The sequence below is a fragment of the Pseudomonas sp. lyk4-R2A-8 genome (assembly GCF_030209095.1).
GTDB classification, from domain to species: domain Bacteria; phylum Pseudomonadota; class Gammaproteobacteria; order Pseudomonadales; family Pseudomonadaceae; genus Aquipseudomonas; species Aquipseudomonas quebecensis.
On sequence record NZ_JARVSS010000015.1, the window covers coordinates 183,646 to 196,972 of the forward strand.

At 62.6% G+C, this 13,327-nt stretch carries 12 protein-coding genes; 9 read left to right on the forward strand and 3 right to left on the reverse strand.

Annotation, left to right across the window (positions count from 1 at the left end):
* Nucleotides 1–42: 42 nt before the first annotated feature.
* The 6 genes from QRN10_RS16475 (at nt 43) to QRN10_RS16500 (ending at nt 7,793) form a co-directional block, all read left to right on the forward strand.
* The gene (locus tag QRN10_RS16475) at nt 43–561 is read left to right on the forward strand and encodes an RNA polymerase sigma factor (RefSeq protein WP_253509187.1); all 519 of its coding nucleotides are present in this window, start codon (nt 43–45) and stop codon (nt 559–561) included.
* A 74-nt stretch (nt 562–635) separates the two neighbouring features.
* Nucleotides 636–1,604: a FecR family protein gene (locus QRN10_RS16480; protein WP_253509189.1), complete on the forward strand. Its 969-nt coding sequence runs from the start codon at nt 636–638 to the stop codon at nt 1,602–1,604.
* Between the two features lie 115 nt (nt 1,605–1,719).
* On the forward strand, nt 1,720–4,287 hold the full coding sequence (locus QRN10_RS16485; protein WP_285428717.1) for a TonB-dependent receptor: 2,568 nt from the start codon (nt 1,720–1,722) through the stop codon (nt 4,285–4,287).
* Between the two features lie 134 nt (nt 4,288–4,421).
* Nucleotides 4,422–5,030 (forward strand): biliverdin-producing heme oxygenase, encoded by a 609-nt coding sequence (locus QRN10_RS16490; protein ID WP_181078969.1) that lies wholly within the window; start codon nt 4,422–4,424, stop codon nt 5,028–5,030.
* 85 nt (nt 5,031–5,115) lie between these two features.
* Nucleotides 5,116–5,529 carry a YbaN family protein gene (locus tag QRN10_RS16495; RefSeq protein WP_285428718.1) on the forward strand — a complete coding sequence of 138 codons (414 nt, stop codon included), beginning with the start codon at nt 5,116–5,118 and terminating at the stop codon, nt 5,527–5,529.
* Between the two features lie 125 nt (nt 5,530–5,654).
* Complete coding sequence (locus QRN10_RS16500) at nt 5,655–7,793, forward strand: methyl-accepting chemotaxis protein (RefSeq protein WP_181078965.1); 2,139 nt, start codon at nt 5,655–5,657, stop codon at nt 7,791–7,793.
* Between the two features lie 184 nt (nt 7,794–7,977).
* On the opposite strand, the gene QRN10_RS16505 is transcribed toward QRN10_RS16500, so the two are convergent.
* Nucleotides 7,978–8,541, reverse strand: coding sequence for a nitroreductase family protein (locus tag QRN10_RS16505; RefSeq protein ID WP_181078963.1), 564 nt, complete (start codon nt 8,539–8,541; stop codon nt 7,978–7,980).
* 140 nt (nt 8,542–8,681) lie between these two features.
* Between QRN10_RS16505 and QRN10_RS16510 the strand changes: the two genes are divergently transcribed.
* The 3 genes from QRN10_RS16510 to QRN10_RS16520 are packed head-to-tail and all read left to right on the forward strand — an operon-like array spanning nt 8,682 to nt 12,305.
* Nucleotides 8,682–10,109, forward strand: a complete 1,428-nt coding sequence (locus tag QRN10_RS16510; RefSeq protein ID WP_253509201.1) for a di-heme oxidoreductase family protein — start codon at nt 8,682–8,684, stop codon at nt 10,107–10,109.
* A gap of 31 nt (nt 10,110–10,140) precedes the next feature.
* Nucleotides 10,141–11,205 carry an imelysin family protein gene (locus QRN10_RS16515; protein ID WP_285428719.1) on the forward strand — a complete coding sequence of 355 codons (1,065 nt, stop codon included), beginning with the start codon at nt 10,141–10,143 and terminating at the stop codon, nt 11,203–11,205.
* 2 nt (nt 11,206–11,207) lie between these two features.
* Nucleotides 11,208–12,305, forward strand: coding sequence for a DUF1513 domain-containing protein (locus tag QRN10_RS16520; protein ID WP_253511906.1), 1,098 nt, complete (start codon nt 11,208–11,210; stop codon nt 12,303–12,305).
* A 78-nt stretch (nt 12,306–12,383) separates the two neighbouring features.
* Here QRN10_RS16520 and QRN10_RS16525 read toward each other — a convergent pair whose 3' ends face one another.
* Together QRN10_RS16525 and QRN10_RS16530 are read right to left on the reverse strand one after the other, a co-directional pair.
* Nucleotides 12,384–12,611 (reverse strand): hypothetical protein, encoded by a 228-nt coding sequence (locus QRN10_RS16525; protein WP_181078957.1) that lies wholly within the window; start codon nt 12,609–12,611, stop codon nt 12,384–12,386.
* Nucleotides 12,608–13,327 carry a lipopolysaccharide kinase InaA family protein gene (locus QRN10_RS16530; protein ID WP_181078955.1) on the reverse strand — a complete coding sequence of 240 codons (720 nt, stop codon included), beginning with the start codon at nt 13,325–13,327 and terminating at the stop codon, nt 12,608–12,610. Before QRN10_RS16530 ends, QRN10_RS16525 begins: the two co-directional genes overlap by 4 nt.

Consider the following 13,327-nt stretch of genomic DNA (forward strand, 5'->3'; position numbering starts at 1 on the left):
TGATAAGCATTATCATTAACTGCCTATCGGTCTGGTATCACTGTGAGCCAATCTCGCTTCAACCATGTTTTTCTCACTCAACGGGCGATCCTGCTGCGCACCCTGCAACGGATGGTGCATAACCACAGCACCGCCGAAGACCTTCTGCAGGAAACCTACCTGCGCGTGACCCGGGCCCTGAGCGAGCGGCCGATCGATCATCTGGAACCTTTCGTCTATCAGACGGCGCGCAATCTGGCGCTGGATCACCTGCGCGCGCGCAAGATCCAGGCGCGCACCCTGCAGGAAGATGTACCGCTGCAAATCCTGCAAAGCGTTGCCGCGCCGATCACTACCCCCGAAGACGCGACCCAGGCCGAGCAACTGCTGGAGCATTTGAGCGTCAGCCTGGGTCAGTTGAGCGCCCGCCAGCAGCGGATATTCATCCTCAGCCGCCTGCACGGCTGCAGTTACCAGGAGATTGCCGACCAACTGGGGGTGTCGTTGAGTACGGTGCAGAAGGAACTGAAATTGATCATGGCGATCTGCGTAGGTGTGGCCGAACGGTTGGATCAGTCTTAAGCTGCATCCCACAGAAGCGTCGACGCAAACCGTAGGAAAAATGAATAAAACGTGGCGAAGACCCGAGGAACACCGTGACGGACCCGAATAACGTGCGCCCCCTTGCGTTGGCGCATGAGGTGCTGCAAGACCCGGCGATGGACCAGGCTCTCGATTGGCTGATCGCCCTGCAGTGCCCGCAACCTGGCCAGCAGGCTGAATTCCAAGCCTGGCTGGCCTGCGATCCGGCCCATCGCCAGGCCTTCGAAAAAGCCCAGGCCGCTTGGGGTGGCGCGCCAGTGCACAGCGCCGCCGTAGCCCTGGCGGCGCCACGAGGGCCGAGTGTCTGGCGCCGTATTCGGCCACACTGGAAACCGCTGGCCACCGCCGCCTTGCTGGTGATCGGGCTGTGCAGTTTCAGCAACCTGCCCGTGCGCCTGCAAGCCGACCACCTCACCGTGGTCGGCGAACGTCAGCGCCTGCAACTGGACGAGGGTGCCAACGTGTTGCTCAACACCAATTCGGCGTTTTCCAGCCGCATCCAGGACCAGCAGCGAATCGCGCGCCTGTACCAGGGCGAAGCGTTTTTCGACGTGGCCGCCAACCGTGGCCTGCCGCTGGAAATCGACGCCGGCCCGGTGCGTGCCAGCGTGCGCGACACCGCGTTCGCCGTGCGTTACCTCGATGGCGAGGCGCAAGTGCAGGTGCAGCGCGGCGACGTGGACCTGAGCAATACCTTCGACGATGCCCGGGTACGCCTGAGCGCCGGGCAAAGTATCCGCATCGGCCCCCAGGGCTTCGGTCAGCCGGGCAAACTGGACATCAACAAAGACCTGGCCTGGGTGCAGGGCCGGCTGATTTTCGAAAACTGCCCGATGAGCCAGGTGCTCGCCGAACTACGCCGCTATTATCCCGGCTGGATCGTCAACACCAATGAGCAGCTCGCCAGGGTCGCCGTCACCGGCAACTATCGCCTCGACCAGCCGCTGGACGTGGTGCGCTCGCTGGCCCACATCACGTCGGCCAAGCTTTCGGAATACCCGGCGCTGGTGATCCTCAACTAAATGAGAATAATTTTTACTCGATAGTCTGCGGTGGTACGTCTCGTCTTAGCCAATGCAACTGATTCCTATTTGGAAAGGTTCGCAACTATAAGATTCGTACCCCGGAGCGCTCTCGATGTCCTCTTGTTTCAACCGCCGGTCTTCTTCGCCCGTCCTGTCCTTGCTCACCGCCGCCATCCTGCTGGCCGGCCTGCCGGTTGCCAGCGCCACGGCCGCTGAACCGGCGCCGCGCAGCTACGGCAATTATCAATTCAGCATCGAACAGCAGCCACTGGTTTCGGCTCTCAACGCGTTTACCGCGGTGACCGGCTGGCAGGTCGGCCTGCCGGCGGAACTCGGCCAGGGCATGTCCTCTCCTGGCGTGCGCGGCCCGATGGCAGCGGAAAAAGCCCTGGACCGGCTGTTGGTGGGGAACAACCTGACCTATCGCAAACTGGGCAGCAATAACATCGTCCTGGAGCCACGCGCCGCCGGCAGCACGCTCAACCTGCAGCAAGTGACCATCAGCGCTACCCGTAACGCGCAGGACATCAGCAGCGTACCAAGCACCGTCAGCGTGCACGACCGCGAAGCACTCGACCGCCAGAACGTGAACACTATCCGCGACCTGGCCCGCTACGAACCCGGCGTCTCGGTGAGCGGTGCCGGCAGCCGTTCGGGCAACGCCGGTTTCAATATCCGTGGCATCGACGGCGACCGCATCCTCACCCAGGTGGACGGTGTGGAAGTACCGGACAACTTCTTCAACGGCCCCTACGCCAAAACCCGGCGCAACTACGTCGACCCCGAAATCGTCAAGCGCGTGGAGATTCTGCGCGGTCCGGCCTCGGCCCTGTACGGCAGCAGCGCCATCGGTGGCGCCGTGAGCTATTTCACCCTCGACCCGGACGACATCATCAAGCCCGGCCAGGATGTCGGCGCGCGCCTGAAGACCGGCTACAGCTCCGCCGACGACAGCTGGCTGACTTCGGGCACCTTCGCCGGCCGCGTGGCGGACGTCGATGGCCTGCTGCACCTGAGCCAGCGCAACGGCCATGAAACCGAATCCTACGACGGCAACAACGCCACCGGCCTGGCCCGCACCGGCGCCAACCCGGAAGACGCACGCACCACCAACGTGCTGGCCAAGCTCGGGTGGAACTACGGCGACGATAACCGCCTGGGATTGACCTATGAAAAATACAAAGATGATCGCGACGTTAACCTGAAGAGCGCGGTAGGCGGCCCTTTCACCGGCGGCCGAGGCTTCAACTTCTACCGCGCCCGTTCGGGCAACGACACCATTACCCGGGAACGCTTGGGCCTTGAAAACCGCTTCGGCCTTGACTCACCGATTGCCGACCATATCAAGACCAGCCTCAACTACCAGATCGCCAAGACCGACCAGACCACGGCGGAAATCTACCAGCCATCACGCCGCGTCCTGCGTACCCGCGAAACGCTCTATGAAGAAAAACAGTGGGTCTTCGATGCACAACTGGATAAGGCTTTCAGCCTCGGCGCCACCGACCACCAGGTCACTTACGGCACGACGCTCAAACAACAGAAAGTCACCGGCTCCCGCGAAGGTGCCGCCACGTGCCTGGCGGTCGGCGCGGGCTGCACGGCCATTGGCGCCCCGAGCCCTTCCCCCAGCGACAGTGTGAAAAAGGCCAGTGACTTCCCTGACCCGACCATCAACACCTACTCGCTGTTCGCCCAGGACCAGATCGCCTGGGACAAGTGGACGTTCCTGCCCAGCGTTCGCTACGACTACACCCAGCTCAAGCCCAAATTGACCGAGGAATTCCTCAACACCGTGGACCCGAACCGGCTCTACGATCACAGCGACAAAGAAAAAACCTGGCACCGCGTCACGCCGAAATTCGGCCTGACCTATGCCTTGACCGAGCAATACACCTGGTTCGGCCAATACGCCGAAGGTTTCCGCACGCCTTCGGCCAAAGCGCTGTATGGCCGCTTCGAAAACCTCGGTCAGGGCTACACCGTGGAGCCCAATCCCGACCTGAAGCCAGAGACCAGCAAAGGCATCGAGACCGGGATTCGCGGCCAGTTCGACGCGGGCTCCTTCGACATCGCGCTGTTCTACAACAAATACCGCGACTTCATCGATGAAGACGCGGTGGTTGCCGGCAGCACCGTCGAAGCCTTCCAGGCCAAGAACATCAAGCGCGCCACCATCAAGGGCGTGGAAGCCAAGGGTCGCCTGAACCTGGATGCCCTGGGCGCGCCGCACGGTCTTTACACTCAAGGCGCTATCAGCTACGCCCATGGCCGCAATGACGACAACGGCGAGCCGCTCAACAGCGTCAACCCGCTCAAAGGCGTATTCGGCCTGGGCTACGACCAGGATCGCTATGGCGCGCTGGTCAGTTGGACCCTGGTGAAGAAACAGGACCGCGTCGACAGCACCACCTTTTTCGCCCCCGACGGCAACACCAGCCGTGGCCCATTCAAGACGCCAGGCTTCGGGATCGTCGACCTGACCGGCTTCTACAAAGTCACCCGCGACGTGACCATCAACGGCGGCCTCTACAACCTTACCGACAAGAAGTACTGGAACTGGGACGACGTGCGCAGCTACGACGGCGTCGGTGAAGCCGGCGTGACCTCGCCGGCCAACCTGGACCGACTGACCCAGCCCGGCCGCAACGTGGCGATCAATGTGATCTGGGACATCTGACCACGCCAGCCTCACCTCGCCGAAATTTCAGTGACGAGGTGAGGATTTTTTACTGTGCTGCGTCTTCTTGTTCGTCTAGTTGATAACCACTCTCTTTAAGAGCAACCAGGCGCTCCCCTCTCAAGGACTTTTTCATGACCGCTTCCCCTACCGCAGAACGCCCAAGCCTGCGCTCCCAGCGCCTGAACCAGATCACCCACGCCCCGCACGCCAGGCTCGATGCACTGGTCAAGGCCCATGCGCCGTTTGAAAACCAGGCCAACTTCGCACGCTTTGTGGTGGCGCAGTACCTGTTCCAATCGGAACTGGTGGCGCTGTACACCGATCCCGAGCTGATCGAACTGGTGCCGGACCTGGCCGAACGTTGCCGCGCCGAAGCCGCCCGGCTCGATCTCGCCGACCTGGAGACCGACGTGCCGGCGCCGGTGGCCGGCGCGGTGAGCCACCCGAGCAAAGCCGAAGCCTTGGGCTGGCTGTTTGTGTCCGAGGGTTCCAAACTCGGCGCCGCGTTCCTGATCAAACGCGCCGTGGGCCTGGGCCTGAGCGAAACCTTCGGCGCCCGCCACCTGGCTGAGCCAGCCGGTGGACGTGCCGAAGGCTGGAAAAGCTTCACTCGCACCCTGGATGCACTGCACCTGAGCGCCGATGAAGAAGCCGCGGCGGAAAAAGGCGCGATTGACGCGTTTGTGCGCTTCACCGTTTTGCTGGAACAGGCGTACGCTAGCGCCCCTGAGCTGGCCTGATCGCCGATTTGAAATGCAATCGACTGCGGGAGGGGGCTTGCCCCCTCCACTTTTGTATTGGTTTGTTCCTGACGTTGCATACCCCATGACCCGCCAAACCCAATCCACCTCGAAAATCGCCCAGTTCCTCTTCGGCCTGCTGGCCTACGTCAGCCTGGGCATCGGGCTGGTGGCGATTGTGGTGCCGGGGTTGCCCACCACCGAATTCATCCTGCTGGCCGCCTGGGCCGCCACCAAAAGCTCACCGCGCCTGAGCGCGTGGCTGGAGAACCACCGCCTGTTCGGACCGATCCTGTCCAACTGGCGCAATGGCAAGATCATCGCGCGGCGCGCCAAGGTCAGCGCCACTGTGAGCATGCTGCTGTGCGCCGTCCTGATGCTGGTCATGCTCGACCATGGCTGGCCGGTTTACCTGGCAATCGTCGGCATGGGCCTGGGCAATCTGTGGATCTGGTCACGCCCTGAACGGCTGGCAGTGCCCGCACAGCAAAGGCTGTAGCTGTTTTCCTACCGTTTATCGCCTGCTGCTCATGAATCGACCCGTTGCGCCGATGTTTCAGACATAGCGCTGAATGGACTTGGCCCTGCCTTGCCCACCCAACACGTCCATTCGTGAGTGAACCTATGTTCGACACCCTCTCTATCCGCTTGAAAATCGTGCTGCTGTCCGGGCTCTGCCTGTTAGGGGTGATAGCGCTGGTGGTCGGCATCAACATCTACAACACCAACCAGAATGATCAGTTGGTCAGCGATTCAAGCTCGCGCATGCTCACCGACGGCGTTGAACAGTTGCTGCAGGCCAAGGCCGCGGAACAGGCGGTGCAGTTGCAGAAAACATTCGGCGACAGCCTGTTGGCGCTGACCGCGCTGTCCGACCAGATCAAAGACCTGCGCATCCAGGCCAGCAAACGTGGCCTGGAAGCCGGCGCACTGCGCGAGGACATCAACCAGAGCCTGAAAACCACGTTCGATCGCAACAGCAAGGTGCTGGGTTTCTGGCTGTCATTCGAACCCAACGCCCTGGATGGCAAGGACAGCGAATTCCTCGACGACAAGGCGCGCGCGTCCAATGAAAAAGGGCGTTTCTCCAGCTATTGGAGCCGTGCCGGCGGCGAAGGCCTGAACACCGTGATGGTCGAAGAGGACCTGAACAAGACGACCCTCACCCTCAGCGGGACGCCCTACAACATTTGGTATACCTGCCCACGAGACACCCGCAGCACCTGCCTGCTGGACCCGTATGAAGATACGGTGGGAGGCCAAAAGGTACTGATGACCACCATCGCCTCGCCGCTGATCGTGGAGGGCAAACTGATCGGCGTCGTCGGTGTGGACATTGCCCTGACGGCCCTGCAAGCGACCACCGACGCCGCACAGAAAGACCTGTTCAATGGCGCGGCGCACCTGGAGATTCTTTCCAGCACCGGCCTGATTGCCGCCTACAGCGGCGAACCGGCCAGGGTCGGCAAGAACCTGATCGATACCCTTGGCGAAGAAGGCAAGGAAATCGTGCAATTGCTGGCAAGTGACAACCGCATGATCCGCGAACAGGGCGATACCATTCGCGCCGTGTACCCGGTCAAGCCACTTGCAGATGCCAAGCCGTGGGGTGTGGTGATCAAACTCCCCAAAAGCGTGATGCTCGCCGATAACGTCAAGCTCCAGGCGGTGCTCGACGAAGCCCAGGCCAGCGGCACGATCAAGGCGCTGCTGGTAGCGGCCGCAGCCGGCTTGCTCGGCCTGCTGCTGATCTGGCTCACCGCCACCGGCGTAACCCGTCCGATCAACAGCGTGGCGGCCATGCTCAAGAACATCGCCAGCGGTGAAGGCGACCTTACCCAGCGCCTGGCCTACGCCAAGAAGGACGAACTGGGCGAGCTGGTGAACTGGTTCAACCGCTTCCTCGACAAGCTGCAGCCGACCATCGCGCAGATCAAGCAAAGCATCACCGAAGCCCGTGGCACGGCGGACCAGTCGTCGGCCATCGCCCGCCAGACCAGCGAAGGCATGCAGGTGCAGTTCCGCGAAATCGACCAGGTGGCCACCGCTTCCAACGAGATGAGTGCCACGGCCCACGACGTCGCCAACAGCGCCTCCAATGCCGCCAGCGCGGCGCGCGGTGCCGACCAGTCGGCGCGTGAAGGCATGCAGATTATCGAGAAGAGCACCCGCGACATCACCACCCTGGCCGACGAAGTCAGCAAGGCGGTGGGTGAAGTCGAAGCGCTGGCGGTCAACAGCGAGCAGATCGGCTCAGTGCTGGAGGTGATCCGCAGCATTGCCGAGCAGACCAACCTGCTGGCGTTGAACGCGGCAATCGAAGCGGCACGTGCAGGGGAAAGCGGCCGTGGTTTCGCGGTCGTCGCCGACGAAGTCCGTAACCTGGCCAAGCGCACCCAGGACTCGGTGGAGGAGATTCGCCAGGTGATCGAACGTATCCAGAGCGGCACCCGTGGCGTGGTGGCGACCATGCATTCCAGCCAAAACCAGGCCCAGAACAACGCCGGGCAGATCCATCAGGCCGTACAGGCCCTGGGCAAAATCAGCGACGCGGTCACGGTGATCAGCGACATGAACCTGCAGATCGCCAGCGCCGCCGAGCAGCAAAGCGCTGTGGCCGAAGAGGTCAACCGCAACGTCTCGGCGATCCGCACCGTGACCGAAACCCTCACCGGCCAGGCGACCGAATCGGCGGCCATCAGCAGCCAGCTCAATGCATTGGCCAGCCAGCAGATGAAGCTCATGGATCAGTTCAAAGTTTAAGAAACACCACGGGACCAATGTGGGAGGGGGCTTGCTCTAATGCCAGTCAGTTAAGGGCTCAGATGATCCAGCCCAGGCAATGACTATCAACAGTGGGAGGGGGCTTGCCCCCGATAGCGATGTGTCAGCTACAGATAAGTTGACTGACACACTGCAATTGGGTGCAAGCCCCCTCCCCACATTGTCAAAGACCCGTCCAAGCCTGCACAAATGCCGCCACATCTTCCTTCGGCGCCGTACGCGGCGGGTTCTGCGGTGTGCCCAGATAGAGGAAGCCAATCACTTCCTCATTCGCCGCCAGCCCTAAACCCTTGGCAACGTGAGCCGAGTAGGACAATTCGCCGGTGCGCCACACCGCACCGATGCCTTGGGCGTAGGCCGCCAGTAGAATGCCATGGGCCGCGCAGGCCGCTGCCAGCAACTGTTCGGATTTGGGCACCTTGAAGTGCTCCTGCAGGCGCGCGATCACCACCACCACCAGCGGCGCGCGTAACGGGCCGTTCTGGGCTTTGTCGATGACCGCCTGCGGGGCTTCGGGGTCCTGCAGGCGCGCGGCTTCAGCCAGCAGCGTGCCCATCTGTTCACGGGCCGAGCCTTCGACGGTGAGAAAGCGCCACGGACGCAGTTGGCCGTGGTCCGGCGCTCGCATGGCCGCAGCGAAAAGCACCTCGCGCTGCGCCTGGGTCGGTGCCGGCTCCAGCAAACGCGGCACGGAAACACGGTTGAGCAAAGCGTCGAGAGCCTGCATTGGCCACCTCCAGAAAAAAATGTGCGGTCATTCTAGCGGGAATGGTCCGTGAGTCCATCAAACGATAATTGCTCTTATTCAATCCGCCCTGCCCTGTTAGACTTTGCGCCCATCTTTTTCGCATTCGTCCAGGAAACTCGATGTTCCGTTCGCTTTTTCGTCTGTGCGTCGCCTTCATGGCCCTGGGCCTGGTTGCGTGCGATGACGCCCCGCGTTTCACTCAGGCCGAGCCCGGTGAAGCGCGAGCCGGCGGCGCAGCGACGGTGAACAAAAACGACCAGAATGCGTTTTCCCTGCCCTCCGCCAACCTGTCGCCCACGCGCCGCCTGGACTTCAGCGTCGGCAACAGTTTTTTCCGCAGCCCCTGGGTGATCGCGCCGTCTACCACCACCGCCCGCGATGGCCTGGGCCCGCTGTTCAACACCAATGCCTGCCAGAACTGCCATATCAAGGACGGCCGCGGGCACCCGCCGCTGGCCGACGCGCCCAACGCCGTGTCCATGCTGGTGCGCCTGTCGATACCGGATGCTGCACCCTACGCCAGGCTGATCGAGCAGTTGGGCGTGGTGCCGGAGCCCGTGTACGGCGGGCAACTGCAGGACATGGCCGTGCCGGGTGTCGTACCGGAAGGCAAGGTGCGCGTCGACTACACACCGGTCAATGTGACCTTCAAGGACGGCACCGTGGTGGAACTGCGCAAGCCGGACCTGCAAATCACCCAACTGGGCTACGGCCCGATGCACCCCGACACGCGCTTCTCGGCCCGCATCGCGCCGCCGATGATCGGCCTGGGCCTGCTCGAAGCGATCAGCGACGCGGATATCCTGCGCAACACCGACCCGAAAACCGCCGACAACGAAGCCATTGTCGGGCGGCCGAATTGGGTCTGGGACGACGCCCAGCAGAAAACCGTGCTGGGCCGGTTCGGCTGGAAAGCCGGGCAACCCACGCTCAATCAACAAAATGTTCACGCGTTCTCTGGTGATATGGGCCTCACCACCACCCTGAGACCCTTCGATGACTGCACCGACGCCCAAGTCGCCTGCAAACGGGCGCCCAACGGCAATGGCCCCGATGGCGAGCCGGAAGTCAGCGATAACATCCTGCGCCTGGTGCTGTTCTATACCCGTAACCTGGCCGTGCCCGTGCGCCGGGACGTCAACGCGCCGCAGGTGCTGGCCGGGAAAAACCTGTTCTATCAGGCCGGCTGCCAGGGCTGCCATAAGCCCACGTTCACCACCGCCGCCGATGCCGCCGAGCCTGAGCTGGCGAACCAGACCATCCGCCCGTACAGCGACCTATTGCTGCACGACATGGGCGAAGGCCTGGCCGATCGGCGCAGCGAATTCAAGGCCGGTGGCCGCGACTGGCGCACACCGCCGTTGTGGGGTATCGGTTTGACGCAAACCGTAAGCGGTCATACCCAGTTTCTGCATGACGGCCGCGCCCGCAACCTGCTCGAAGCCGTGCTCTGGCATGGCGGTGAGGCCCAGGCGGCGCAGCAGCATGTGTTGTCCTTCAATGCCGAGCAGCGCGCTGCGTTGCTGGCGTTCCTGAACTCTTTATAAGCTTCGCCCCAATTACAGAAGGGAGCTCGACATGTTCCGTCCCAAGTTGTTGTTCACCAGCCTGGCCGCCCTTGCCCTCGGTGCGTGCTCGCCCCAGGACCCGCAGGCCGTGACCTCGGCGGCGATCGCCAAGCAAGTGATCCTGCCCACCTACAGCCGCTGGGTGGAAGCCGACCGCCAATTGGCGGTCAGCGCATTGGCCTATTGCCAAGGCAAGGAAAGCCTGGACACCGCCCGCGCCGACTTCCTGCACGCACAAAAAGCCTGGGCCGAACTGCAGCCGCTGCTGATCGGCCCGCTGGCAGAAGGCAATCGCGCCTGGCAAGTGCAGTTCTGGCCGGATAAAAAGAACCTGGTGGGTCGCCAGGTCGAGCAACTGGTGGAGGCCCAGCCGCAGATCGACGGCGCCGCCCTGGCCAAGTCCAGCGTGGTGGTGCAGGGCCTGTCGGCTTACGAATACATCCTCTACGACGCCAGGACCGACCTCGCCGACGACGCCCGGAAAGCCCGCTACTGCCCGCTGCTGGTGGCTATCGGTGAGCGCCAGAAAGCCCTGGCCGAAGAGATCCTGGCCAGCTGGAACAGCACCGACGGCATGCTCGCGCAAATGAGCAAGTTCCCTAACCAGCGTTACGCCGATTCCCACGAAGCGATCGCCGATCTTCTACGGGTGCAAGTGACCGCACTGGACACCCTGAAGAAAAAGCTCGGCACGCCCATGGGCCGCCAGACCAAAGGCATCCCGCAGCCGTTCCAGGCCGATGCGTGGCGTAGCCAGTCGTCGCTGCAAAGCCTGGAGGCCAGCCTCGCGGCCGCCCAGACCGTGTGGGTCGGCGTCGACAATAAAGGCCTGCGTGGCTTGCTGCCGGCGGATCAGAAAGCCTTGGCCGACAAGATCGACGCCGCCTACGCCGCGTCCCTTAAACTGTTCGCCAGCAACCAGCGCAGCCTCAACGAACTGTTGAACGATGACGCCGGGCGCCAGCAGCTGAACGATCTCTACGACAGCCTCAACGTGGTCCATCGCCTGCACGAAGGTGAGCTGGCCAAGGCGCTGGGGATCCAACTGGGCTTTAACGCCAACGACGGTGACTGATGATGCTCAGGCGACAGGCTTTGACGCTCGGCAGCGTGCTGCTCAGCGCACTTACGTTGGGTGGCTGGACGCTGTTCAAGCAGAAGGGCAGCGGCCCGCTGCTGCTGTCGGCACGTGACGATACGGACGGCAGGCACTACGCCGTGGGCTTTCGCTTGGACGGCAAGCAGGTGTTCGCTACCCAGGTCGGCCAGCGCTGCCATGACATCATCAACCACCCCACGCTGCCGATTGCGCTGTTCGTTGCCCGTCGCCCTGGCACCGAGAGTTACCTGATCGACCTGCGCGACGGCGCGCTGCTGCAAACCATCACCTCGAATGCCAATCGCCACTTCTATGGCCACGCGGTAATCCACAAGAGCGGCGAGTGGCTGTACGCCACCGAAAACGATACGTCCGACCCCGGCCGTGGCCTCCTTGGCGTGTATAAGTTCGAGGGCGAGCGCCTGGTGCACAGCGCCGAGCTGTCCACCCACGGCATCGGCCCGCACCAGGTCTCATGGATGCCCGACGGTGAAACCCTGGTGGTGGCCAACGGGGGCATTCGCACCGAAGCGGAAAGCCGCGTGGAGATGAACCTCAACGCCATGGAGCCGAGCCTGGTGCTGATGCGCCGCGACGGCACACTGATCAGCAAGGAAACCCTGGGCCAGCAGATGAACAGCGTGCGCCATATGGGCATCGCCAGCGATGGCACGATTCTCACCGGGCAGCAGTTCATGGGCCCGTCCCAGGAGCGCTCCGAACTGCTGGCGATCAAGCGCCCAGGCCAACCGTTCATGGCTTTTCCGGTGGCCGACGCGCAACTGCAGGCCATGGGGCATTACACCGCCAGCGTGGCCGTGCACAGCGAGTTGCGCCTGGTGGCCCTGACGGCGCCACGCGGCAATCGCTTCTTTATCTGGGACATGGACAGCGGCGAGCTGCGCCTGGACGGTCCGCTGCCGGACTGCGCCGGTGTGGGCGCGGTGGCGGATGGGTTCGTGGTCACCTCGGGCCAGGGCCGGTGCCGCTTCTACGATTGCCGGCAGGCCCCGTTGGTGGCTAAACCCTTGGAATTGCCGGCCGGGCTTTGGGATAACCACCTGCACTTGGCGTGAACGCCAGCCGGCAGCCTGGAAAAAACGCAAAAAAAAGGGCCTCGCATCGCAAGGCCCTGTTCGGGAGGTTTAAACGTTTCAACTTTGAGGCCTCATTCCTTGAGACAGACCGAACATGAACAGCAGCAGTTCATGATCGGGCTTGGCCGCCGTGCTCGCCTTGGCGACACGCGGCAACAGGCATTGCGCGCCGCCCTGCGACGCGCTGAGTACCTGAGTACGAGGCTGCTCCCAGGCGGCCAGCGCCAAGGCTGCCACGCCCAACGCTCCCACCAGGAACAAACCTCGCGCTATTTCTAGCTTCATCTGGTTAAACCCTTGATAGCGCTGCCAAACGCCGTCTCATAAAAGTAGCTGAGTTTTTCCCAGTCGGCGCTGCTCCACGACGAATGGCGACGCAGTTGCAGCATGTCATGGGACGCCGCCCGATAAGCGGTCAGGCGCTGGCGGCATTTTTCAAAATCCAGCAGCGCCACTTCTACCGTGGCCGAGTCGCCCTCGCCTGTCACCCGCGCAAAGATATGCTTGATGTACAGGCAGCCGTGCTGCCAACGCCCCTTGTGCATGCGCGCCAGGGTGGTCGCCACTTCCTTGAGCAGACGTTCGTGCACCTGCTCGCCGTACTGCTCACGGCCACCGGCGGCGTACCATTTTTCGATTTCGTCGAAACCATCCAGCGAAGCCGTCACCAACAACGCCTTCCATTGATGCTCGGGATCGCGACGTGCTTCGCAGAAGACCATTTCCGGCACCCGCACATCCAGCAGGCGCAAGCCCTTCAAAGCATCACGCTCACGCAGCACCGTGGGGCGCCCGAAGGGATGCAGCCAACTGCGATAAATATGCCCGGTCTGTCGCTTGCTGTAGAGCAAACGACCACTGGCGGTCTTGATTCGCTGTACCCCACTTTCACCACCGCGACGACGATTGGGCTCTTCCACCCACTCGCCTTGCTGACGCCAGAAATAATCGAAGCGTTCTTCTGGAGCTACGTGACTGCCTGCTACGCACTCAACTGCCAT